The organism is Chitinibacter sp. GC72, from assembly GCF_009760905.1.
Classification (GTDB): Bacteria; Pseudomonadota; Gammaproteobacteria; order Burkholderiales; family Chitinibacteraceae; genus Chitinibacter.
Window position 1 is genome coordinate 41730 of the sequence record NZ_VIRW01000014.1, and the last position, 24241, is coordinate 65970.

16 protein-coding genes are annotated in these 24241 nt (G+C 53.4%); 7 read left to right on the top strand and 9 right to left on the bottom strand.

Annotated features, from left to right (window positions below):
- Nucleotides 1-28: 28 nt before the first annotated feature.
- The 8 genes from FLS37_RS11870 to FLS37_RS16910 form a co-directional block, all read right to left on the bottom strand.
- Nucleotides 29-511, bottom strand: a complete 483-nt coding sequence (locus FLS37_RS11870) for a chemotaxis protein CheD (protein WP_157670163.1) — start codon at nt 509-511, stop codon at nt 29-31.
- Nucleotides 508-1362, bottom strand: coding sequence for a protein-glutamate O-methyltransferase CheR (locus FLS37_RS11875; RefSeq protein WP_157670164.1), 855 nt, complete (start codon nt 1360-1362; stop codon nt 508-510). The genes FLS37_RS11870 and FLS37_RS11875 overlap by 4 nt, the downstream gene beginning before the upstream one ends.
- 11 nt (nt 1363-1373) lie before the next feature.
- Complete coding sequence (locus FLS37_RS11880) at nt 1374-1934, bottom strand: chemotaxis protein CheW (RefSeq protein ID WP_232522584.1); 561 nt, start codon at nt 1932-1934, stop codon at nt 1374-1376.
- Between the two features lie 9 nt (nt 1935-1943).
- Complete coding sequence (locus tag FLS37_RS11885) at nt 1944-3584, bottom strand: methyl-accepting chemotaxis protein (protein WP_232522585.1); 1641 nt, start codon at nt 3582-3584, stop codon at nt 1944-1946.
- Between the two features lie 29 nt (nt 3585-3613).
- The gene (locus FLS37_RS11890; protein ID WP_157670165.1) at nt 3614-5806 is read right to left on the bottom strand and encodes a chemotaxis protein CheA; all 2193 of its coding nucleotides are present in this window, start codon (nt 5804-5806) and stop codon (nt 3614-3616) included.
- A complete protein-coding gene (locus FLS37_RS11895; protein ID WP_157670166.1) occupies nt 5803-6132 on the bottom strand; it encodes a lipid asymmetry maintenance protein MlaB in 330 nt (109 codons plus the stop codon). Before FLS37_RS11895 ends, FLS37_RS11890 begins: the two co-directional genes overlap by 4 nt.
- 62 nt (nt 6133-6194) lie before the next feature.
- Nucleotides 6195-6563: a response regulator gene (locus FLS37_RS11900; RefSeq protein ID WP_157670167.1), complete on the bottom strand. Its 369-nt coding sequence runs from the start codon at nt 6561-6563 to the stop codon at nt 6195-6197.
- A gap of 28 nt (nt 6564-6591) precedes the next feature.
- Nucleotides 6592-7686 (bottom strand): methyl-accepting chemotaxis protein, encoded by a 1095-nt coding sequence (locus FLS37_RS16910; protein WP_304487599.1) that lies wholly within the window; start codon nt 7684-7686, stop codon nt 6592-6594.
- 385 nt (nt 7687-8071) lie between these two features.
- Here FLS37_RS16910 and gltB (FLS37_RS11910) point away from each other — a divergent pair, with 385 nt between their 5' ends.
- The 3 genes from gltB (FLS37_RS11910) to FLS37_RS11920 all read left to right on the top strand — a co-directional run bounded on the left by gltB (FLS37_RS11910) (nt 8072) and on the right by FLS37_RS11920 (nt 14607).
- Entirely contained in the window at nt 8072-12700 is a 4629-nt protein-coding gene (gene gltB / locus FLS37_RS11910) for a glutamate synthase large subunit (RefSeq protein ID WP_157670168.1), read from the top strand.
- Nucleotides 12700-14163, top strand: a complete 1464-nt coding sequence (locus FLS37_RS11915; protein ID WP_157670169.1) for a glutamate synthase subunit beta — start codon at nt 12700-12702, stop codon at nt 14161-14163. Before gltB (FLS37_RS11910) ends, FLS37_RS11915 begins: the two co-directional genes overlap by 1 nt.
- Before the next feature lie 123 nt (nt 14164-14286).
- Nucleotides 14287-14607: a hypothetical protein gene (locus FLS37_RS11920; RefSeq protein ID WP_157670170.1), complete on the top strand. Its 321-nt coding sequence runs from the start codon at nt 14287-14289 to the stop codon at nt 14605-14607.
- A 220-nt stretch (nt 14608-14827) separates the two neighbouring features.
- Here FLS37_RS11920 and FLS37_RS11925 read toward each other — a convergent pair whose 3' ends face one another.
- The gene (locus FLS37_RS11925; RefSeq protein ID WP_157670171.1) at nt 14828-15391 is read right to left on the bottom strand and encodes a hypothetical protein; all 564 of its coding nucleotides are present in this window, start codon (nt 15389-15391) and stop codon (nt 14828-14830) included.
- Between the two features lie 407 nt (nt 15392-15798).
- On the opposite strand from FLS37_RS11925, the gene gltB (FLS37_RS11930) reads away from it, so the two are divergent.
- The 4 genes from gltB (FLS37_RS11930) (at nt 15799) to FLS37_RS11945 (ending at nt 24170) form a co-directional block, all read left to right on the top strand.
- A complete protein-coding gene (gene gltB / locus FLS37_RS11930) occupies nt 15799-20241 on the top strand; it encodes a glutamate synthase large subunit (protein ID WP_157670187.1) in 4443 nt (1480 codons plus the stop codon).
- 111 nt (nt 20242-20352) lie between these two features.
- Nucleotides 20353-21765, top strand: a complete 1413-nt coding sequence (locus FLS37_RS11935; RefSeq protein ID WP_157670172.1) for an FAD-dependent oxidoreductase — start codon at nt 20353-20355, stop codon at nt 21763-21765.
- Between the two features lie 63 nt (nt 21766-21828).
- The gene (locus FLS37_RS11940) at nt 21829-23127 is read left to right on the top strand and encodes a GGDEF domain-containing protein (protein ID WP_157670173.1); all 1299 of its coding nucleotides are present in this window, start codon (nt 21829-21831) and stop codon (nt 23125-23127) included.
- On the top strand, nt 23127-24170 hold the full coding sequence (locus tag FLS37_RS11945; protein ID WP_157670174.1) for a tetratricopeptide repeat protein: 1044 nt from the start codon (nt 23127-23129) through the stop codon (nt 24168-24170). The genes FLS37_RS11940 and FLS37_RS11945 overlap by 1 nt, the downstream gene beginning before the upstream one ends.
- Nucleotides 24171-24241: the final 71 nt, after the last annotated feature.

The window sequence follows — 24241 nt, forward strand, 5'->3', positions numbered from 1 at the left end:
TTCATTGTTCTGGCTCTTTGGCGGCTGCCTAGCTTGCGCCCAGTAATTTCTTGTCGCGCAGCATGTCTATTGTTCCCTTGTATACATCTAGGCGTATATATCTGTAGCCATTGCCATTAATGTCTTTGCGGGCAATACCCAGCTTTAGTTGTTTAAAATAATCCAGTGCAAATTGTGTGTTCTGCCGTCCTATCGATTCTTTAGCCGGTTCTGCTAGGAAAATGCGGCCACCGCCGTAGAGCTGGATTTCAAAATCGGTGTAGCGCAAACCCAGCTCTTTGATCCGTTTTAGCATGAGTTGCAATGTATCATCGCCGTACCTTGTGTCTGTGATTTGTCTGCTGTGCTCCTCTGGGCGACGGGGCAGCAGGTAGTGGCACATACCGCCCAGTCGGGCTTGCGGGTGCCAGAACGTGACGGCAACGCAAGAGCCGAGCAGCGTTTCAATAAAGTCATACTCCCGACCCAGATACCAATCACCCACGTTCAAGATCAGCCGACGCGCGCTCATGGTCCGATCTGATAGATGGAAGGGCCGCATGCCTTGAGCTTCAGATTACCATCCAGACCATTGAGCGTTTCCGCATGACCAATAAACAGCCAGCCGCCGGGCTTGAGGTGCCGACAAACATTCTGAATCACCTGTGCCTTGGTGGGCGGGTCAAAGTAGATCAGGACGTTACGCAGAAAGATCACATCAAACAAACCCGTGCTTTTGGGCAGATTGAGCAGGTTTTTCTGCGAAAAATGCACGCTCTCCCGTATTGCCTGCTGTACCAGCAAATGTCCTTCATAGGCATCGCTACCGCGCAGGCAGTAGTTTTTCAGGTAGTCCGGCGGGATTTTCTGTCCCCGGTGCAAAGGGTAAAGCCCACGTTTGGCGTAAGACAGAACACGGGTGCTGATGTCCGAGGCCTCGATATGCCAAGGCTGCGGATTGCGCTGGGCGTGCAACAGCATGGCAATCGAGTAGGCCTCTTCACCGGTTGAGCTGGCGGCAGACCAGATGCGAAACTCGTTCTGGGCGGCTTTGCGCGGCAGAATATGCTGAGCTAGATACCTGAAATGCTCCTCTTCGCGAAAAAAGTAAGTTTCATTGGTGGTGATCAGATCAATCGCTCTTTGCTGCTCGGCCTCTTGACCTGGGCTGAGCAGAAATTCGTGGTAAGCGCGCAAGCTGGGTAGCGCCAGTTCGTGAATCCGCGATGCCAGCCTGCTGGTGAGCAATGACTTTTTACTGCTACTAAGATAAATGCCGATTTTTTGCTGGAAAAAATCACGGAAAAGCGCCATTTCAGCATCGCTTACATCAAGGCTTTGCAGGTTTGTTGCTACTTTGGCGGTTTGGCGCGTTGTTTTCATCGGGCTTAAAATCATGTAGCAATCACCGCATTTTCGGTTGACGAGCTGCCCGCCAATCCGATCAGGCTCGACATTTCGTCGACGGCCAGCACACGCTGGATATCGAGCGCAATCACAAAGCGCTCACCCAGACTGATCATGCCATCAATAAAATCGGCGCGGATCTGCGCGCCAAAATTGGGCGCAGGTTCGATCTGGCTGGGCTCGATACTCAGCACTTCATTGACTGCATCAACCATGACCCCTAGCGCCAGCACATTGTCTTCCTGACTGACTTCCAGAATGACGATGCAGGTACGGCGGGAAATCTGTGTATTGCTGCGGCCAAAGCGCGCCGCCAGATCGATCACCGGTACCACCGAGCCGCGCAAATTAATCACGCCGCGCAGAAAATCAGGCATCAGCGGGATTTCGGTCAGGCCGGAAAACTCGATAATTTCGCGAATATTCTCGATCGGGATGGCAAAGATTTCGCCGCCCAGCGTCAAAGTCAGAAATTGTTTGCCCTGCGGTGTTTCTTCGGCACGGACTGTGGTTCTTGCCATGCTTTGCGTCAGTAAGCTGCCCATCATGCTCTCCAATCAAAAGCGCGAGAAATTCGCTTCATCCACTGCGTCATGACCAGAGTCCAGCATGGAAACCCGGCCTCCGCCAACGCTGCTGCGAGTTACGTTCAGTTTGGATGGCAATACCCGCTTGTGTACGGCATTGTTCAGGCGGAAAAAGCGAATCATTTCCTGCAACTGGATGGCTTGGGCACTCATTTCTTCCGAGGTGGATGAGAGTTGCTCCGAGGCTGCGGCATTCATCTGTGTGGTATTGGCCAGCTGCCCAACGGCGGAATTGATTTGATCCAGACCATTGGTTTGTTCGCGCGATGCTGCGCTGATTTCCTGCACCAGATCGGCCGTTTTGCGAATTGCCGGTACCATTTGATCCAGTAGTGAGCCGGCTCTTTCGGCCAGAGTGACGCTGCTGCTGGCCACTTCGGAAATCTCCTGTGCGGCAACCTGGCTGCGCTCGGCCAGCTTGCGCACTTCGGCGGCGACCACCGCAAAACCTTTGCCGTGCTCGCCAGCGCGCGCAGCCTCAATGGCGGCATTGAGCGCCAGCAGATTGGTCTGATAGGCGATGTCGTCAACAATGCCGATTTTCTTGGCAATTTGCCGCATGGCCGCCACGGTTTCTTTGACGGCTTCACCGCCTTCGACGGCATCGCTAGATGATTTGCTCGCCATGCTATCGGTGACGCGGGCGTTGTCCGAGTTTTGTGAAACGGTTGAAGAAATCTCTTCGACTGCCGCGCTGGTTTGCTCCACGCTGGCCGCCTGCTCGGAGGCGTTCTGGCTCAGCGATTGCGCCGAGGCAGAAACTTCTTCCGAAGCTGACGCGAGTGCATTGGCCGTATCGCTGACTTCACCCATCACGCTGGTGAGCTTGCTGACCATTTGCTGGGTATTGAAAAGTAAGCTGCTTTGATCGTTCGGGCGCAGCTCGATTTGCACCGTTAAATCGCCTTCCGAGATTTTCTTCAAAGTATCGACGACCAGAGCAGGCTCGCCACCTATCTGTTTAACAATCAGGCGGGTAATCCACAGCCCGATTATGATGGCCAGCGCAAAGGCGCACAGCATCATAATGATCATGGTTTTGCTGATGCTAGCGGTAATTTCTTCACTGGCTTTGTTGGTCTGATCGGCCACATCGGTGTTAATTTTGATCAGGCTTTGTAGCGTCACCAGCATCTGATCAAACTGGGGTTTGGTTTCTGAGCGCATCAGATGGATTGCTTCCGCATGCTGCCCTGCTGCCAGTAACTCTAGTGTTTTATCTGTGGCAGCATTTACCTTGCTGTATTGTTGCTCAAAAACAGCAATCAGTTGTGCTTCTTCAGCAGTCAGTAGTGTCTTTTTGTAACTGGCAAACAGCGTTTCACTACTTTTCTTGTCGATTGCAATTTTTTCTTTCTGATCGGTAATTGAGTCTGCGTCATTCAGTGCCACCGCAACATAAATTCGGCGGTAGTTTTGAATCTGATAGCTTTTAATTTCTCCCAGATCGCGAATCGGAATCAGGCGGTCGTTGTAGGTCGAGCTGAGCATTCCGCTCATTTTGTCGATCTGCATATATGCATAGGCACCCAAAATCAGTGTAAGTGCGGCAACGATTAAAAACGTACTGACCAGTTTCGTATTAAGGCGTAGCTGATAAAACCATTGCATGTTCAATTCCCCCACAAATGTTTTGAATTCTAATGATTGATTTTTTCTGATAATTCGGAGCGGCTAGTCGCGAGCATTGGTGGCATTTCCCGCTGGCTGGTCATATGGATCAGATGTGGTATATCCAGAATCAGCGAGACTTGTCCGTTACCCAGAATGGTTGAACCACCAATGCCCTTCATCTGTTGAAATAACAGCCCCAGTGGTTTGATTACAGCCTGAAATTCGCCCAGTAGCTGATCGACGACCAGTCCTGCCCTTTGTGAGCCGTATTGCACAACGACCAAGCTCTCCCTTTGTTGTGCCGCCGAAGGCGGGTGGCCAAATAGCGAGCGCAGGCGGATAAAGGGCAGAGGTTCACCGCGCAATTTGATGATGTTGTGCCGGTAGTCCTGATGCACCAGATCCACACATTCGATTACCATCTCCAGCGGAATCACATAGACCGAGCCATGCACCATGACCTGGAAGCCATCAATGATCGCCAGTGTCAGCGGTAGCCGGATGCGGATGGTTGCGCCGTGCTCTGGCGTGCTATCGACTTCCACTTCGCCCCGGAGCGCCTCGATATTCTTTTTGACAACGTCCATCCCGACGCCACGACCGGATAGATTGGTGACTTTTTCTGCGGTAGAAAAACCCGGCTCGAAAATCAGGCGATAGATTTCGTTGTCCGACAAGTGCTGCTCGGCACTAATCAGGCCGCGTTCGATGGCTTTGGCCAGTATGCGTTCGCGATTTAGCCCGCGACCATCGTCCGAGACTTCAATCACGATGCTGCCTGAGTCATGAAAGGCATTGAGCCGCATAATTCCGCACGAAGGTTTGCCCAGCAAAATACGGTCCTCGGTTGATTCCAGCCCGTGATCCATGGCGTTGCGCACAATATGCATCAATGGGTCGGACAATTTTTCGACCATGGATTTATCCAACTCGGTTTCTGCTCCGGTAATAACCAGCTCGATTTCTTTGCCCAGATCGCGCGACACCTCGCGCACTACACGGGGAAAGCGCTGGAAGACTTCGCCAATCGGCACCATGCGCAAGGTGAGTGCCGCGTCGCGAATTTGCTCAACCAGCACCGATACCGATTGCGCCGCTTCTTCAAAGGCATTGACGGATTTTTGCTTGGCAACCAGATTGGCGCCCGCGCCAGCAATGACCAGCTCGCCAACCAGATCGATTAGCTGATCGAGCTTGCCAACTTCAACCTTGATGAACTTCTGCTCGTGGCTGCGTTTTTCTTCGCTTTGTTTTTGCTTGCTCAACGCAGCTGAGACCACATTGGGCGGCACCATTTGCTGCTCGACCAGCATGGTGCCGAGTGGCGGAGGCCTGTCTTGCTCCTGCTGCTGATTGAGTACCCGTTCCAGCTCGCTTTCACTGAGCGCGCCGCCATGAATCAGGATTTCACCCAGCCGCCCGGCAGGCTCGGCCAGGCTTTCGATCAGCTGGATGTATTCATCAATTTTGCTGTGCGGCGGCAAAATGCGAATCTGGCTCTCTTCGCGGACAAATTCAAAGACACCCTCGATCTGGCTGCGGCTTGCGTCCGATTCGAAGTCGATTTCGTAACCTAGATAGCTGCTTTCCGCGTCGTAATGCTCGGCGGCGGGAATTGGCTCGCTGATGGTGTGCAAATGAACAATCCGGCCCAGCGTACACAGGTAGCGGATAAATGACAGCGGGTCGAGCCCTTGGCGCAGGACATCTTCATTAAATCGTAAGGACAGATGCCAGTTGTCGCTACTAACACGCTCACCTTCGTCGATTTCCAGCTGGGCGGCAGGTTCTGGCTCTGCGGCTTCCAGTGCGGTCTGTGCTACGGAGGACGTATCCAGATAACTTTTAAGCTCGGCTTCCAGCTTCGAGCGCAGTGCCGGATTGGGTTCTTCCTGTTCGGTATTGCGCTCGATGGCGTCGACGAGTGTCGCGATATAGTCGCCCGATTTCAGCAGCAGCGAGAGCATGGCCTCGTCGATTTCCAGCTTGCCATTGCGAACCCGATCAAGCACGCTTTCAACGATATGCGTAAAGCTGACCACATTGTCAAAAGCAAACAGGCCGGCCGAGCCTTTGATGGTGTGCGCGGCGCGAAAAATGGCGTTAATGCCGTCCGGTCCACCTGTGCCGGCCTCGATTTGCAGCAGGGCATCTTCCATTGCGACCAGGAGTTCACGCGCTTCTTCGACCAGCGCTGCGCGAGCAGCGTCCAGATTCATGCTGTTTCTCCTCGGGGCATCAGTAAGGGGTCGCCCAGTTGAGCTGCCAGATTGAGCAATTCAATGACGCCTAGTACTGTCGGGCTGTGGTGCGTGTACACCACAGCCTTTTGCTGGCGTTGCGCTTCCTGTTTGAGAAAGAGCAAGAGCTGGATGCCGGTGCTGTCAATGTCATCAACACCGGAAAGATTGACCTCCAGGCTCTTGCTGCTATTTGAGAGCGCAGTAAGCAGCGTGCTTTTTTGCTCTGCCGCTTCAAAAATGGTCAGACTGTGATTGGCCTGGATAGCGGCCGTTTCTGGGGGCGGGCTGGATGGCGTACTCATTCTCGCTCCTATGGGTATATGTCGCTATGGCTTATTATTATTGGCCTGTATGAATATACCCATTAAGCCATGATGAGCTTGGAGATGGCGTCGAGCAGCGCCGGGGGCTGAAAAGGTTTGAGTACCCAGGCGCGTACGCCAGCCGCTTTGCCTTCCTGCTTCTTGCTGTCGTCACCCTCGGTGGTGAGCATGATGATGGGCGTGAATTTGTAATTGGGGAGCAGCTTGGCTGCTTTGACAAAGCTGATGCCATCCATATTGGGCATATTGACATCGGAGATGATCAGATTGTATTTGCGGCCATCCAGTTTGCTTAGTGCATCTTTGCCATCGCTGGCTTCTACTACCTCGTAACCCGCGCCCTTGAGCGCGATACTGACGGTTTGTCGCATGCTGAATGAATCGTCAACAATAAGAATGGTCTTGGCCATGTTCGCTATTCCTGAATAAGTGGCGAGGTTAGAAAAAGTCGATAGAAGTGGTGGTAGCTGCGGCTTTTTGCCCGGTATGTGCCTGGCGTTGCTCGCTGGTGGTGTAGGTTTTATGCAGCTCGTTCAGCCATTGCTGGCGATCGGGTAGCGCCTGCTGGCGTGCCAGTAGATCGGCCAGTTTTTCAATATCGCGTTCGATGTGATCCATAATCTGGCTAACGCGATCCTGAAACTGCAGATTGATAATGACATCCTGCACTTCATGTTCAACAGCGCGCCCTTCGTTGGTGAGCTGCTCGATGGTGGTGCCCAGCTCGACGGCCACCTGATGAAAGTCGGTAATCACTTCGCTGATCGTTGTTTTGGAGTTGCCTATCATTTGTGCTTCACTGTGCGAGAGCCTTTGCGCCGAAGCCAGTGCGCCCTGAATGGTGGCGTTGATCGATTCAACTTTGCTACTGATGTGCTTGCCGGTTTCGCCTGATTGGGTCGAGAGCTTGCGTACTTCATCGGCGACCACCGCAAACCCGCGTCCAGCCTCGCCGGCGCGGGCGGCCTCAATGGCGGCATTGAGCGCCAGCAAATTGGTTTGCGCGGCAATCTCTGCAACCGACGTGGCCATCTGTTTGAGCTCGATATTGAATTGCCCCAACCCTTCAATCTCACTGAGCAGGGTTTCCCTGTCTTTCAATATTTGCTCCAGCGCCGAAACAATCCCGCCCAAACCCTGTTCGGCCTTCTGGATGGTCGTGATGACCTGACCACCACTGCTGCCAGAGGCCAGTTGCAATGTTTCATTCAGCCCGTGATTGATATTGCTAAAACGCATGGCGAGCGAGTCGATTGCTTCCTGACTTTGCGAGCGAGCCAGGGACAGGTTTTTTTTCCAGAGCGGCAGTACATCGACCATGAGGGGGGGTAAATCACTGTGGATAGGTGGCGCAGGGGCAGGCTCGATGCGGACGATGTCTTCTTCTTTGGCCGGGCCGGGAGTGAAAGCCAGCAGGAGCAGCAGGATAATCGCCCCTAGTATCAGGCCATGCCACCATGTTGATGCCAGCAAAGCTACAGCGATCAGATTGAGTATCCCGATGCCAAGCTGACGAATTTGATCTGTTTTCACGCTATCCCCTCTCCTGTAATTATTTGCGCAACATAATTAGTATTCTCTAATTTACTGTTGGGTGCTCAACGGCGAATTGCGTTGTGCGGCTGGTGTTGGTTTTTTGTACCATCGCCCACGCTTTCGCTGGCATGCAGGAAAGCTGCAAGCCTGTATCTGTATAAGACATGAACAATTAATTGTCATGGCCAATAACTTGTCAGAAGATGTCAGTAATTTGGCGGAGTTGTGCCTAATCGAGCTGAGTGTGATCGCCGCAAAAAATGGCCGAGCCTGATTTAAATTAAGGTTTCTGGAAGTTTTGTACGGGTAATCACCTAAATCTGGCAAACTAGCCGCGACATAAAAGCACTTGGTTTTTGAGCGATTTTCAAAGGGATGAGTCATGGAAACGATGCAGGGGATGTACGATCCCGCCAACGAACACGACGCCTGTGGTGTGGGCTTTGTCGCTCATATCAAAGGCCAGAAGAGCCACAGCATCATTGAGCAAGGTTTGCTTATTTTAAAAAACATCGACCATCGTGGCGCGGTTGGTGCGGATGCGCTTGCTGGGGATGGTGCGGGTATCTTGATCCAGATCCCTGATACTTTGCTGCGCAGAGAAATGCAGGGGCAGGGTATTGCATTGCCGCCAGTGGGTGATTATGGCGTAGCGATGTGTTTCTTGCCGCAAGAGCCTGCTGCGCGTGCAGCCTGTGAAGAAGAAATCGAGCGCGCCGCCCGCGCTGAAAAACAAGTCGTGTTGGGCTGGCGCGATGTGCCTGTCAATCGCGAGATGCCGATGTCGCCGCTGATCAAAGCGACTGAGCCGGTAATTCGTCAGTTGTTTATTGGTCGCGGCAATGATGTGCTGGTGACCGATGCGCTAGAACGCAAACTCTACATTATCCGCAAACGCGCTTCACACGCGATTCGCGCGCTCAAACTCAAGCACGGCGGCGAGTATTACATTCCATCTTGCTCGGCGCGTACGCTGAACTACAAAGGCTTGCTGCTGGCTGATCAAGTCGGCGAGTACTACCTCGATCTGCAAGACCCTGCCTGTATCTCGGCGCTGGCCTTGGTGCATCAGCGCTTCTCGACCAATACCTTCCCAACGTGGGATTTGGCGCATCCATTTCGCTATATCGCGCACAACGGCGAGATCAACACGCTGCGCGGTAATGTGAACTGGATTCGTGCCCGCGAACGTGCAATTTCTTCGCCAGTGCTGGGCAAAGATCTTGATAAAGTGTGGCCGCTGATTTATCCAAACCAGTCTGACTCAGCCTCGTTTGATAATGCGCTCGAATTGTTGGTGATGGGCGGCTATTCACTCGCGCAAGCGATGATGATGATGATCCCCGAAGCGTGGGAAAAGAACGGCGAAATGGACGAAAAACGTCGCGCCTTCTACGAATATCACGCCGCGATGATGGAGCCATGGGATGGCCCTGCCGCAGTGGCGTTTACTGATGGTCGCCAAATTGGCGCGACGCTCGATCGTAACGGTTTGCGTCCTGCGCGCTACTTGGTGACCAACGACGATTTGGTCGTGATGGCGTCTGAATCCGGCGTGTTGCCAATTGCGGACGAGCGGATCAATAAAAAATGGCGTTTGCAGCCAGGCAAAATGTTCCTGATCGACTTGGAGCAAGGCCGCATTATTGACGACAAAGAGCTGAAAGACAGTTTGTCGAATGCTAAACCGTACCGCGAGTGGATCGAAAAAATTCGCGTCAAATTGGACGACATCGAATCCGAAGACGCTGTAGCGCAATTGCCAAGCGGTAATTTACTCGATTTGCAGCAAGCGTTTGGCTACACGCAAGAAGACATTAAATTCATCCTCGAGCCGATGGCCAAGAGTGGTGAAGAGCCAACCGGCTCGATGGGCAATGACGCCGCGTTGACCGTACTGTCGCGCAAAGACAAGCCGCTGTACAACTACTTCAAGCAGTTGTTTGCGCAGGTGACCAACCCACCGATCGACCCGATCCGCGAAGATATGGTGATGTCGCTGGTGTCTTTCATCGGCCCGAAACCCAATCTGCTGGGCACGACCGATATCAACCCGCCGATTCGTCTGGAAGTGGCGCAGCCGATTTTAAACAGCAAGCAGTTTGAAAAAATCCGCAATATTGGTCAGTACACCAGCGGCAAGTTCTACTCGCACGAACTCGATATTTGCTACCCAGCGGCTTGGGGCAAAAATGGTGTTGAAGCGCGTTTAGCATCGCTCGTGGCCGAGGCGGAAGACGCGGTCAAATCTGGCGCCAATATCCTGATCGTGTCGGATCGCCAGATGGATAAAGAGCATGTGGCAATTCCTGCGCTGCTGGCAACCTCAGCCGTACACCAGCACTTGGTTAAACGTGGCTTGCGTACTAGCACCGGCTTGGTGGTTGAAACTGGTTCGGCGCGTGAGACGCACCATTTTGCGCTGCTCGGTGGTTATGGCGCGGAAGCGGTGTATCCATACCTAACGCTCGCGACCTTGGCCGACTTTGCCGAGGGCGATGCTGAACTTGCTAGCAAATACCAGAAAAACTTTATCAAAGGCGTCGGCAAAGGCTTGCTGAAAGTGATGTCGAAGATGGGTATTTCGACCTATATGTCGTACACCGGCGCGCAGATTTTTGAGGCGATTGGCCTGCAAAAATCATTTGTGAAGAAATACTTCACTGGCACGGCCAGCAATGTTGAAGGTATTGGCCTGTTCGAAGTCGCTGAAGAAGCGGTGCGCTTGCATACCGCAGCATTTGGCGCAGACCCAGTGCTAGCGAATATGCTCGACGCTGGCGGCGAATATGCCTTCCGTATCCGTGGCGAAGACCACTTGTGGACGCCAGATTCGATCGCCAAATTGCAGCACGCAACGCGCAGCAATTCGTACTCAACGTACAAAGAGTACGCCGCGCTGATTAATGATCAAAGCAAACGCCACTTAACGCTGCGCGGTTTGTTCGAGATTAAACCCGCAGGCGCGCCAGTACCTTTGGAAGAAGTGGAATCGGCAGCCGAAATCGTCAAACGCTTTGCGACTGGTGCAATGTCACTCGGCTCGATCTCGACCGAAGCGCACTCAACGCTGGCAATTGCGATGAACCGCATTGGCGGTAAATCCAATACCGGTGAAGGCGGTGAAGACGCGACGCGCTTTAAGCCATTGAAAGCGGGCCAAACGCTATCCGAAGTGATCGGTAAAAACCGCATTGAGCGCGACTATACGTTTAAAGAAGGCGATAGCCTGCGCTCGGCGATCAAGCAGGTGGCGTCGGGCCGTTTTGGTGTGACGACTGAATACCTCGTCAATGCCGATCAAATCCAGATCAAGATGGCGCAAGGCGCGAAACCGGGTGAGGGTGGTCAGCTGCCTGGCCATAAGGTTTCGGAATACATCGGTAAATTACGTCACTCGGTGCCAGGTGTAGGCCTGATTTCGCCGCCGCCGCACCACGATATTTACTCGATCGAAGATTTGGCGCAGCTGATTCACGATCTGAAAAACGTCAACCCAGTTGCCTCAATTTCAGTCAAGCTCGTTGCCGAAGTCGGTGTTGGCACGGTAGCGGCGGGTGTATCGAAAGCCAAAGCCGATCACTTGGTGATCGCCGGTCACGACGGCGGAACGGGTGCTTCGCCACAATCGTCGATTAAACACGCCGGCGGCCCTTGGGAATTGGGCTTGGCAGAAACGCAGCAAACGCTGGTGCTGAATAAATTGCGCGGCCGGATTCGCGTGCAGGTCGATGGCCAAATGAAAACTGGTCGCGATGTGGTGATCGGCGCACTGCTCGGCGCTGACGAGTTTGGTTTTGCGACTGCGCCGCTGGTCGTTGAGGGCTGCATTATGATGCGCAAGTGTCACCTCAATACCTGCCCGGTCGGTGTGGCAACGCAAGACCCCGTATTGCGTCAGCGATTCTCAGGCCAGCCTGAGCATGTGGTGAATTACTTCTTCTTCGTCGCTGAAGAAGCGCGCCAGATTATGGCGCAAATGGGTATTCGCAAGTTTGATGATTTGATCGGCCGCTCTGACTTGCTCGATAAGCAAGCCGGCGTTGAGCATTGGAAAGCCAAGGGCCTAGATTTCAGCAAGATCTTCTATCAACCGAAGATGCCAGCCGAAGTTGCTCGCCTGCATGCGGAAACGCAAGATCACGGTTTGGTCAAAGCACTTGACCAAGAATTGATTGCGCAAGCGAAACCTGCGCTTGAGCGTGGTGAAGTGACGCAAATCAGCTTAGCCGTCAAAAACATCAACCGTACCGTTGGTGCGATGCTCTCCGGTGAAGTGGCGCGCCGTTACGGCCATACCGGTTTACCGGAAGATACGCTACGTATTGCCCTGCAAGGCACGGCTGGTCAGAGTTTCGGGGCATTCCTTGCCCGGGGTATCACAATTACGCTGACTGGCGAAGGCAACGATTACGTTGGTAAAGGCCTGTCGGGTGGTCGTATTGTGATTCGCCCTGACGCCAGCTTTGTTGGCAAAACATGGGAAAACATCATCGTCGGCAATACCGTGCTGTTTGGCGCGATTGCCGGTGAAGCGTTCTTTGCCGGTGTCGGTGGCGAGCGTTTCGCGGTGCGTAATTCGGGCGCTACGGCCGTCGTTGAAGGCTTGGGCGATCATGGTTGCGAATACATGACCGGTGGTACTGTGGTGGTGCTGGGCAATACAGGCCGCAACTTTGCGGCGGGTATGTCGGGTGGTATTGCCTATGTTTACGATCCAGAAGGAGTATTTGCGAGCCGTTGCAATATGGCGCAAGTGGCGTTAGAGCAAGTTGTAGCCAGCGAAGCGCAAGAGCAACCATTCCACAATGGCGTCGCCGACGAAGTTCAACTGAAAGCCTTGATCGAAAAACACGCGGCCTTCACTGGCAGTGTGCGTGCCGCTGAGATCTTGGCGAACTGGGCTGAGAGCCGCGCTGCGTTTGTCAAAGTATTCCCGAACGAATATCGCCGCGCATTGAAAGAAATGGCGGTAGCTAAAGCACAAACTGCCCAGAAGGAGATCGCATAATGGGTAAGCCAACAGGTTTTCTGGAAATCGAACGCGTAAAAGACAGCTACGAGCCCGTTGCGCAACGCCTAAAGCATTACCGCGAATTTGTTCCAGCGCTCGATGACGCATCAGCCAAGCTGCAAGGCGCGCGTTGTATGGATTGCGGTATCCCGTTCTGTAATAACGGCTGCCCAGTCAATAATGTGATCCCAGATTTTAACGATCTGGTTTACCAACAAGACTGGCAAAATGCGCTGAATGTGCTGCTATCGACGAATAACTTCCCCGAATTTACCGGTCGTGTATGTCCAGCTCCGTGTGAAGCCGCATGTACCTTGGGTATTAATGCTGATCCCGTGGGCATTAAATCAATCGAACGCGCGATCATCGACAAAGGCTGGAAAAACGGCTGGATTACGCCGCAGCCAGCCAAATTGAAAACGGGCAAGAAGGTTGCCATTGTTGGTTCTGGCCCTGCGGGTCTGGCGGCTGCGCAGCAGCTCGCGCGCGTCGGCCATAGTGTGACGGTGTTTGAGAAAAACGATGCGGTCGGTGGCTTGCTACGCTACGGTATTCCGGATTTCAAACTCGAAGCCGAAGTGATTGATCGCCGTGTCGAGCAAATGCAGTTTGAGGGTATTGCCTTTAAGACCAATACCGTAGTTGGCTCTAACGATATACCTAAGGGTATTGTGAATGATGCTAAAACGGTCGTTACTCCTGCTGAGTTGGAAGCTGAATTTGATGCGGTGATTTTGGCCGGTGGTGCCGAAGTGCCGCGTGATTTGCCGGTGCCGGGTCGTGAACTCAAAGGCGTGCATTTCGCGCTGGAATTGCTGATTGCGCAAAACAAGCAAAACGTCGGTGGCGCGGCGAACCCGATCAATGCGAAGGACAAGCATGTTGTCGTAATCGGTGGTGGTGATACCGGGAGCGATTGCGTGGGTACGAGCAACCGCCACGGCGCAGCGAGCGTGACTCAGCTTGAACTGATGCCTATGCCGCCCGAGCAAGAAAACAAATCCATCGTGTGGCCATACTGGCCAGTCAAACTGCGTACGTCGAGCAGCCACGAAGAAGGCGTAGAGCGCGATTTCGCGGTGCAAACGCAAGAATTCGTAGGTGTTGATGGCGTGCTGCAAGCGGTGAAACTGGTGCGTTTGGAATGGAAAGACGGCAAGCCGACGCCAATCGTGGGTAGCGAGTTTGAGCTCAAAGCTGATTTGGTGTTCTTGGCAATGGGTTTTACCAATCCAGTGGCGAGTTTGCTCGATAGCTTCGGTGTGGAAAAAGACGCGCGTGGCAATGCCAAAGCGACAACGGACGGCGTGGGTTGCTACCAAACCAGCGTGAAAAAAGTGTTTGCGGCGGGGGATGTACGCCGTGGCCAATCACTGGTGGTGTGGGCAATCCGCGAAGGCCGTCAGGCTGCGCGTGAAGTGGACGCGTTCTTGATGGGTAGCAGTACTTTGCCGCGCTAAACGACTGGTTTTTGATCAGGCAAAAGAGCCGGCGATCCAGCCGGTTTTTTTATTGCCAAGGCACGCGCCGTAATTATCCGTATAATCGGCCAATTGAATTGGCTGGATGACGAAGGATTAAAGATGAGCGAGCAAGTAAACCCCGAAGTACCCGCAGACTGGCACGTTATCTTGCGTCCGAATCACGACCGAAAAGTGGCGGCCAAAAGCAAGCTCTACCGCTTGCGCAATAACCAGCCCGAGCGTTTGGCGCAGCTGGAAGAAATCGTTGGTGATTCAAAATTCAAATACAACCGCTTTAAGCGCGTGATTGATTCGCCGGAAAAATTCCTGGTCGATCGCCTGCGCCACGCCTGTGTTGAGGTGATTGGTCACGATAGGGATCTGGTGCATTATCTGATAGCGATTGCCATCGAGCGTAGTGAAGCGTCGAAACGACGCTAGTACAAAGCCCGCAAATGCGGGCTTAGGCTGCTGACAAAGTGGAGAGGGCAGGATGTTCAAGTCTCGGCAAAGCCGAGCCTAAGAAATAAGGCCTTATACTTGCAGCCTTTATGATTTATTCCCACCCCTCCCGTCCCCTCCTTGAGGGGAGCCTCGCTTCGCGAGTGGGGTTTGTCATCAATCCGAGCCCGCAAATGCGGGCTTTGTCTCGTGCGCTTGCCTAAAAACCAAAGATGGATGGGCTGAAGTTTTGCAAAGGTCCTAGCGGCGTTGTTTCCTGTTCGACACTTTCAATGCTGGGCGTGCCACTCCAGAGCTTGTAGACGACCAAATCACCTTGAATGATAAAGATGGCGTTAAATTGCCAGCCCGAGATGGCGGTTCTGCGTTTAAAACCAAGAAAATCGAGCAGAAAATTGCCATCGCGCTGGCGGTTTATGCTGCGCTGCTCGATTTCATAAGCAAAGCAGGCTGTCGGTTGCTTGATACAATTCTGGATTTGCGGAGCAAGCAAAGTGGGGTCGCCCCCACCGCTGAGTGCCAGTCTGCGCATCAAGTCCGCATGGCTCAATAGCAGAATATTGGGCGTCTTTTTCGGGTCTATCCCCATCTCGTGTAGTTGTGTGAGCGTCGTTTTTTCGGTGTCAACGCGGGAAAAAGCCAGCTCGGCGCTTGGGTAGTCAGGCCAAGGGGCGCGGCTTTGTGATTCAGTATGCGGCAAGAGCGAGGTGCAGGCACTCAGGGCCGCACAGCTGCATACCATGGTGATTTGGTGGGTTTGCATATTAACCCCCTGCGTCAAGTTGTTTTCTGTATTTCCATCGTAGATAAGATCAATCCGCGCGTATGCGACTTTCGGATCGGGCGCTGACGATGTGCAGTGCTGATTGCGATATGCAGTCCGTTTTTTGCAAATTCTTCAATGTACAGAGCGATCGCCTGCGCGACTGTTTTGGCGTTTGAATGCGGCACAAGAGCGCTGTGAGCGGGGTGAACTTTAAGATGCGTTTAAATCTGGCTTACTTGGCGTGAAGCCTTGGTAATTTTTGCTTTCAGGGATATCCCCGATTGTCTAGCAGGCGGGGTCTTGGGTTGCGTTTAGCACCCTTAAAAGCTAGAATCAAGCCCTTTCGCTTGACTAGGGTCAATCCCTAGTGGGTTTGTTTTTTGGCTTTTAAGGGTTCCGTTGTGATGGATAGACAAAGCTGGTTAGAAGGCACGTTGTACCGCCCGCAGTTCGAGCAAGATAGCTGCGGCTTCGGTTTGATCGCGCAGATGGATGATAAACCGTCGCATTGGCTGGTATCGACTGCGATTAATTCTCTGGCCTGTTTGACTCACCGCGGTGCCGTGGCGGCCGATGGCAAGTCAGGTGATGGCTGTGGTCTGTTATTTCGCAAGCCGACTGGTTTCTTGCAAGCCGTAGCTAAAGATAATGGCTATACCCTGGCTGAGCAATTCACTGCAGGCCTCGTATTTGCTGGTCTGGATGCCAATACCTGTGCGCAATCCATTGCAAATCTGGTCGCTGCGGTAGAAAGCCAAGGCTTGACTGTAGCAGGTGTACGTGACGTTCCAGTGAATCTGGATGCGCTCGGTGAAGCTGCAATGGCCTCATTGCCATCGATCAAACAGATTTTCGTTAATGCCCCAGCTGGTTTGGCTGAAATCGAATTTGCCCGCAAACTCTATCAAGCGCGTCGCTTGGCCGAAAAAGCCAATGCCGGCGACAAAGATTTCTACATCCCGACGCTGAACCCGTACGTGATGTCATACAAAGGCTTGGTGACGCCTGAAAACCTGCCAGTGTTCTACCTCGATCTGAAAGACGAACGTTTTGGTTCGAGCATGGCGGTTTATCACCAGCGTTTCTCGACCAATACTTGGCCGCAATGGAAATTGGCTCAGCCATTCCGTTTCCTCGCGCACAACGGCGAGATCAACACGCTGACGGGTAACCGCGCGTGGGCTAAAGCGCGTGAAGCGATCATGGATAGCGATAAGCTCGACATGGACGCGATTCGCCCTATCGTACAAACCAATGGTTCAGACTCGATGAGTTTGGACAATATGCTCGAAAGCTTGGTGCTCGGCGGCGTAGACGTATTCCGCGCCTTCCGTCTGTTGGTGCCACCTGCTTGGCAAAACGTAGACTCGAACGATCGTGATCTGCGCGCGTTCTACGAATACAACTCGCTGCACATGGAGCCATGGGATGGCCCAGCGGGTATCGTTTGGGCGGCTGGTGACTACGCTGGTTGTGCGCTTGACCGTAACGGCTTGCGCCCAGCGCGTTATGTGATCACCAAAGATCGCCACATCACGATTGCATCGGAAATCGGCGTTTGGGGTTACAAACCTGAAGATGTAGTGAAAAAAGGCCGTGTTAAACCAGGCCAAATTGTTGCCGTTAACCTGAAAACCGGCGAGTTTATCGATACCGAAACCATCGATAACAGCCTCAAATCAGCTCAGCCTTACCGCGCGTGGCTCAAAGAGCATGCAACGCACTTGGAAATGGCTGAAGACAACAAGCCACTGGAAGAAATGGATAAGGCAACGTTGTTGACCTACCAGAAACAATTCCAGTTGACGTTTGAAGAGCGCGACCAAATCTTGCGCGTCTTGGCTGCGGATGGCCAAGAAGCCATCGGCTCGATGGGTGATGACACCCCAATGGCCGTATTGAGCGAGAAAGTACGTTCGCCATTTGATTACCTGCGCCAGCAATTCGCGCAAGTAACGAATCCACCGATCGACCCGATCCGTGAAGCGATTGTGATGTCGCTGAACACGTGCTTTGGTCCAGAACGTAATCTGTTTGAAGACGGCCCAAGCCACGCGAAGCGTTTGGAAGTCACGTCGCCGGTATTGTCGACCGATAAATTCGACGCCATCGTTGGCCAGTCTGACCCAGACTTCAAATCAGCGCGTTTTGAAATCTGTTTTGACGCCGGCACGACGTTGAGAGCGGCGATCGAGAAATTGACTGCTGACGTGCTTGCTAGTGTGAAAGACGGCACGGTGATTGTCGTGCTGTCGGACAAGCACATCGCCAAAGGTCGCATGCCGATCCCCGCGCTGTTTGCAGTAGGCGCCGTTCACCATGCGCTGATCAATGCCGGTTTGCGTTGCAAAACCAATATCATCGTTGAAACCGCAACGACGCGCGATCCGCACCACTTTGCGTGTTTGATCGGCTACGGCGCGACTGCAGTTGTTCCTTACCTCGCTTACCAGACGATCAAAGAATTGATCGAGATGGGTCAAATCGAGTCAACGCTCGAAAAAGCGGCGAACAATTTCCGCAAAGGTATCAACAAAGGTCTGATGAAGATCTTGTCGAAAATGGGTATTTCGACCGTTGCTTCTTATCGCGGCTCGCAGTTGTTTGAAGGCGTGGGCATTGGTGAAGAAGTAATCGATCTGTGCTTAACCGGCACGGTATCGCGCATTTCTGGTGCTAACTTCGCTGATTTCCAAGAAGATCAAGCCAAACTGAACAAGCTGGCATTCAACCCAATGCGTCCATTGGCGCAAGGCGGTTTGCTCAAGTATGTGTTCGGCGAGGAATACCACGCTTACAACCCTGACGTGGTGATGGCGCTGCAAAAGGCCGTTCAAAACAGCGATTACAAAGCCTACAAACAATACGCTGACTTGGTGAACAAACGCCCGGTGGCGATGTTGCGCGACCTGATGGCGCTGCAAATCGACCCTGCAAAATCAATCTCGCTTGATGAAGTTGAGCCGCTCGAAAGCATCGTGAAGCGCTTTGACTCGGCGGGTATGTCGCTCGGTGCCTTGAGCCCTGAAGCGCACGAAGCCTTGGCTGAAGGTATGCACCGTTTGGGCGCGCGCTCGAACTCGGGTGAAGGTGGTGAGGACGAAGCTCGCTACGGCACGCCGCGCATGTCGAAAATCAAGCAAGTCGCGTCAGGTCGTTTCGGCGTGACGCCGCACTACCTCGTGAATGCTGAAGTACTGCAGATTAAAGTAGCGCAAGGTGCAAAACCAGGTGAAGGTGGCCAGCTACCAGGCGACAAAGTATCGCCATTGATCGCGAAACTGCGTCACAGCAAACCAGGCATTAGCCTGATTTCTCCACCACCGCACCACGATATTTACTCGATCGAAGATTTGGCTCAACTGATTTTTGACTTGAAACAGGTCAACCCTGCTGCCCTAGTTTCGGTCAAGCTGGTTGCTGAGCCGGGCGTCGGTACGATTGCTGCCGGTGTGGCGAAAGCCTATGCCGACCTGATCACGATTTCGGGTTACGACGGCGGTACAGCTGCATCGCCTTTGGCATCGGTTAAATATGCCGGTTCACCGTTTGAATTGGGTCTGACTGAAGCGCAGCAAGTATTGCGCGCCAATGGTCTGCGTGGCCGTGTACGCGTTCAGGCTGACGGTGGTTTGAAAACCGGTATGGACGTTGTGAAAGCGGCGATCATGGGTGCTGAGAGCTTCGGCTTTGGTACTGGCCCGATGGTGGCGCTGGGTTGTAAATTCCTGCGGATTTGCCACTTGAACAACTGCGCGACTGGCGTTGCAACGCAAGAAATCAAACTGCGTAGCAAGTACTTCATCGGTTTGCCAGAAATGGTCGTGAACTACTTTACCTTTATCGCGCAAGAAACTCGCGAATTGATGGCTGCCTTGGGCATCCGCAAATTCGAAGATTTGGTGGGCCGCACTGAATTGCTCGGCTTGATCGAAGGCGCGACTGAGAAACAGAAAAAACTCGCGATGAGCGCCTTGCTGAGCCAAGGTAGCACACCAGATTCAGTACCACGTTTCTGCGTTGAAGCAAGCAACCCGTCATTCGATAAAGGCGAGCTGGCTGAAGAAATGGTGCGTGACGCATTGGCTGGGATCAAAGCCGGTACTAAGCAAAGCTTTGAATACGATGTACGCAATATTCACCGCTCGATCGGCGCGCGTCTGTCAGGCGAAATTGCTAAAGCGCACGGCGCAGCGGGTCTGCCAGATGGCTCATTGCACATCAAACTGAACGGCTCGGCTGGTCAATCGCTGGGTGTTTGGAATGCCAAAGGTCTGACGATCGAATTGGCAGGTGATGCGAATGACTACGTTGGTAAAGGGATGAACGGCGGTAAAGTCGTGATCTACCCACCAAAAGGCAGCGAGTTTGCTTCACACGAAGCAACGATCGTTGGTAACACGTGTCTCTACGGTGCGACCGGCGGTGAGTTGTACGCTGCGGGTATGGCGGGCGAGCGCTTCGCGGTACGTAACTCTGGCGCGACAGCGATTGTTGAAGGCGTGGGCGACCATGGTTGTGAATACATGACTGGCGGCTGCGTAGTGGTACTGGGTGAAACCGGCTACAACTTCGGCGCGGGTATGACGGGTGGTTTTGCGCTGGTTTACGATCCAACGCAGAAATTCGCTTACCGCTACAACAACGAATTGATCGACACCAATCTGATCAATGGCGAAGCTTATGGCGCGATTCGTGCGTTCTTGAAAGACAAGATCAAAGCGCACGCTGATCTGACAGGTTCTAGCAAAGCGGCTGAGCTGCTGGCGAACTTTGACGAAGCCGTGGATTACTTCTGGTTGGTCAAACCAAAAGTCGCCAAGCTCGATGCCTTGTTGAAAGACTAAGTGTGTGAGGTTGTGGGCGGCGATGCTGCCCATGACAGAATAAGTTTTGATTTGGATGTGCAGGGTATGTGCCCGTAAGTCACAATCTGATTCGCATTGAGGTTTATACCCATGTCAGACGTGTTTCAGTTTCTGAATGTACCGCGCAATCCGGGCGAGAAAGTCGCCGTTGAAAAGCGCAAATTCGTATTTAAAGAAATCTACAGCCCATTGGATAAAGTAACGTCTGGCGAGCAAGCTGGTCGTTGCCTGTCCTGTGGTAATCCATACTGCTCGTGGGAGTGCCCAGTGCACAACCACATTCCACACTGGCTCAAGCTGGTGGACGAAGGCAAATTGTTTGAAGCGGCTGAATTGAGCCACAAAACCAACTCATTGCCTGAAATTTGCGGCCGCGTTTGCCCGCAAGATCGTCTGTGTGAAGGCGCGTGTACGCTCAATCAAGTGGATGCCGGTGCGGTATCGATTGGTTCGGTGGAAAAATACATCACTGACGAAGCCTTCAAAGCGGGCTGGCGTCCAGACATGTCTGGCGTGATTCAGACGGGTAAAAAAGTAGCTGTAATCGGCGCAGGCCCAGCAGGCTTGGGTTGTGCAGATATCTTGGTACGCAACGGCGTAACGCCAGTGGTATTTGATCGCTACGAAGAAATCGGCGGCTTGCTAACTTTTGGTATTCCAGAATTCAAACTCGAAAAAGACGTGATCGCGACTCGTCGCAAGATCATGGAAGAAATGGGCGTTGAGTTCCGTCTGAATACCGAAATTGGTAAAGACGTATCAATTGAAGAATTGCTCGCGAACTACGATGCCGTGTTTATGGGCATGGGCGCATACAAATACATGAAAGGCGGCATCGCTGGTGAAGATCTACCAGGCGTGCTCGAAGCTTTGCCATTCTTGGTGAATAACGTGCGCAACAGCATGGGTACTTTGGGCGACGAGGCCTTTGTATCAATGCAAGGCAAACGTGTGGTTGTTCTGGGTGGTGGCGATACGGCGATGGATTGTAACCGCACATCAATTCGCCAGGGCGCCGCGAGCGTGGTGTGTGCTTACCGCCGCGACGAAGAAAACATGCCGGGCTCGAAACGCGAAGTTGCTAACGCCAAAGAAGAAGGCGTTGAGTTCGCATGGAATAGCCAGCCAGTTAAAATTGAAAAGAACGCTGATGGCAGCTTGGCGCTGACGCTGGTTTCAACGCAATTGGGCGCGCCGGACGAGAAAGGTCGTCGTCGTCCTGAGCTGGTGCCTGGTTCTGAGCGTATCATTAACTGTGATCACGTGATCGTGGCGTTTGGTTTCTCGGTTGAGCCAGAGTCATGGTTTGGCGCGCAAGGCGTGAAAACCGACGACTGGGGTCGTACGATTGCGGCTGAAAAGCAAACCTTCAAACACCAGACGTCTAACCCGAAAATTTTCGCCGGTGGCGACCAAGTTCGTGGCGCAGATCTCGTTGTGCGTGCAGTTTATGAAGGCCGTAACGCCGCAGAGGGTATACTTGCGTACTTGGGCGAGTGGTAATCATCTGTATGTAAGAAAAGCCCCGTTCGCGGGGCTTTTTTTATGAGAACTGAAAGGTGTAGCGTGAATCAGCAGCAACAATTGGACAAAGGTCTGGCCTTGGCACGGCAGGGGCATTTGAAAAGTGCGGTCAAGGTTTGGCTGGCCGGCTTGCAAGCAGCAGCAACTCTATATGAAGAAGTGCAATACTGGGCCTTGCTCGGCGCGCAGATTCGGCAGGCCGGCCAGATCGAGCAAGCTCTGACAATGCATACGCATGCTCTACATCTATCGGCCAATGACCGGTATTTGCAAAGCCTGCTGCAATTGCACCTTGGTCTTGATCTGCTTGCTTTATCGCAGCCCGATCTGGCGATGCGCGCTTTGCGCAAGGCGCATGACTTTCCCGATATTGCCTGCTGTCCTATTTTGCAAGAGCTGATTAGCCAGATTCAAGCGCATCTGGGCGATTATGCACAGGCGCGCGTGGCGCTTGAGCTGGCTCTCGAGCTGTATGCCGATAATGATCTGGCGCAGGCGCATTGCAGTCTGGCTTTGCTGCAACTGTATGCCCAGCAGCCCGCTGTCGAGGATGAACGCTTGGTACGTGTCATCGAGATCGCCAGCCGGCATTTGCACTTGCTCGAAGGTGATCGTCAGCAAATGCTGATCGAGTTGGGTCGCGCCTGTCGTATTGCGGGGCGCGAAGCACAGGCGGCTGATTATTTCGGGCAGGCACTGGCGCTGGCTGGCGCTGGCCTGCCAGCTCAGCACAAACCACGCCGTCTGTCGGCAATCGAATTCAAATTGCAGCAAATCACCAATGAAATCGAGATCGAGCTGCTGCGTGAAAAAAATGCGGCTCAGCATCAGCAGGTGCAGCAGCTGGAAACCGTGGGTTTCCGCGATGAAATTACCGGCCTGTATAACCCTCGCTATTTCTCGATGCGCTGGGATGCTTTGCTGCGGCAGGCCGAAGGCGGCAAAGCTGTATGCCTATTGAGCATCGGGATCGATCTGTATGCCAGCATTAGCGAGGTCTTGGGCAAGGAAGCGGCACTGCTAATTTATATCCAGATTGCCCAGATATTGCAGGCCGAATGCCCGGCTGACGCCATTTTGATGACGTCGGGTACTGGCGCATTCGAGCTGCTGGTTCTGGATATGCCCAAGCAGACCGTTGAGCAGATGATGGCGCGAGTGCAGCAGCATATGAGCACGCTGGAACAGGGGCATTTGCCCGAGCCTTTGGGCATCAGCATTGGCGGGGCGTATTATCAGCCCGGAGAAACGCGTGATATTTTCCAGCTGCGGGCCAATCTGGCGCTATTTCTGGCACAGCGCAAGGAAATGAATGAAATCAGCTGGGATGGAGAACTCTAATGTCGGTCGATGAGCGTTTGATTCTGGAGCTGGAAACCATTGCCCGAGAGTCTCATTGCGGCTCGCCACCATCGCCTTTTGTTGCGCTGGAGTTGCTTAAATCGGCGCACGGCAATGTGCGGGCGATGGCGCTGGCCTCGGTAATTCTGGGGCACGCCTGGCAGCACATCAGCGAACATCAGAAGGCGCAGATGGCGTTTTCAACGGCGATTGCCGAATTTCGCAAAGTGCCCGCGCCGCACGATGAAACCGAGGCCATGATTCTGCTGGGGACATCGCACCTGCTATCCGGTGAACCCCTGCTCGCGCTGGATCACTGGTCATCGGCGCTGCAGATCGCACGCAAGATCAATGATCGCGAATTGTGTATTCGGGTTTATCTGGGGATAGGCCAGGTGTATATCGGTTTTGGCGACTATCACTCGGCGCTGAAATTCAACGAGCTGGCGCTGGAAATGGCGCGCAGGATTAATCATGACGAGCGCCGCTGCGAAGCGCTGCTTAACATCGCCAGCGATGCTTTCCGGCTGCAGCGTTACAGCTACACCATGCAGTGCATCGACGAAGCAGAAAAACTGCTTGAAGCCACCATTGCCAACAAAATCTGGTCGGCCGAGGTGGTGTATTACCGTGGCTTGGTGCACAGCGCCCAGCATCATTACGCGCAGGCCCGCATCGAGCTGGAAACGGCCTACGAGCTGAATGTGCACAATGACAATCTGTGGGGCAAATCGCATGCGCTGACTGCTCTGGGCGAAGTGCTGCTCAAGATGGGCGATGCCAGTGCTGAACGCGTCTTGCTCGATGCCTTGCTGCTGGCGCGCAAGGGTAGCCAGTCTGCGCTGGAGCGCCGCTGCAACCAGGCTTTGCTGGGCTGGTATTTGCAGCAGGGCCATCTTTCGGCCACGCTACCGTATTACAGCGATCTGCTGCATGATCAGCAACAGGCGAGTAGCAAAATGTCGGCCGCGCAGCTACGCCAGATCCAGCAATTGATGAGTCGCAGCCAGATACGCCTGGTCGGCTCGCAATTAGGCATGTAAAGGCGGGGTATGTAATGGCAGGATCACTCGCCGATTTCCCGTATATGGCGAATCGGGTGCTGTCGTTAAAC

What these genes read in the sequence shown, in the direction of transcription:
- FLS37_RS11870 (WP_157670163.1), bottom strand. Translation starts at nt 511, where the DNA reads ATGAGCGCGCGTCGGCTGATCTTGAACGTGGGTGATTGGTATCTGGGT.
- FLS37_RS11875 (WP_157670164.1), bottom strand. Translation starts at nt 1,362, where the DNA reads ATGAAAACAACGCGCCAAACCGCCAAAGTAGCAACAAACCTGCAAAGC.
- FLS37_RS11880 (WP_232522584.1), bottom strand. Translation starts at nt 1,934, where the DNA reads ATGATGGGCAGCTTACTGACGCAAAGCATGGCAAGAACCACAGTCCGT.
- FLS37_RS11885 (WP_232522585.1), bottom strand. Translation starts at nt 3,584, where the DNA reads ATGCAATGGTTTTATCAGCTACGCCTTAATACGAAACTGGTCAGTACG.
- FLS37_RS11890 (WP_157670165.1), bottom strand. Translation starts at nt 5,806, where the DNA reads ATGAATCTGGACGCTGCTCGCGCAGCGCTGGTCGAAGAAGCGCGTGAA.
- FLS37_RS11895 (WP_157670166.1), bottom strand. Translation starts at nt 6,132, where the DNA reads ATGAGTACGCCATCCAGCCCGCCCCCAGAAACGGCCGCTATCCAGGCC.
- FLS37_RS11900 (WP_157670167.1), bottom strand. Translation starts at nt 6,563, where the DNA reads ATGGCCAAGACCATTCTTATTGTTGACGATTCATTCAGCATGCGACAA.
- gltB (WP_157670168.1), top strand. Translation starts at nt 8,072, where the DNA reads ATGGAAACGATGCAGGGGATGTACGATCCCGCCAACGAACACGACGCC.
- FLS37_RS11915 (WP_157670169.1), top strand. Translation starts at nt 12,700, where the DNA reads ATGGGTAAGCCAACAGGTTTTCTGGAAATCGAACGCGTAAAAGACAGC.
- FLS37_RS11920 (WP_157670170.1), top strand. Translation starts at nt 14,287, where the DNA reads ATGAGCGAGCAAGTAAACCCCGAAGTACCCGCAGACTGGCACGTTATC.
- FLS37_RS11925 (WP_157670171.1), bottom strand. Translation starts at nt 15,391, where the DNA reads ATGCAAACCCACCAAATCACCATGGTATGCAGCTGTGCGGCCCTGAGT.
- gltB (WP_157670187.1), top strand. Translation starts at nt 15,799, where the DNA reads ATGGATAGACAAAGCTGGTTAGAAGGCACGTTGTACCGCCCGCAGTTC.
- FLS37_RS11935 (WP_157670172.1), top strand. Translation starts at nt 20,353, where the DNA reads ATGTCAGACGTGTTTCAGTTTCTGAATGTACCGCGCAATCCGGGCGAG.
- FLS37_RS11945 (WP_157670174.1), top strand. Translation starts at nt 23,127, where the DNA reads ATGTCGGTCGATGAGCGTTTGATTCTGGAGCTGGAAACCATTGCCCGA.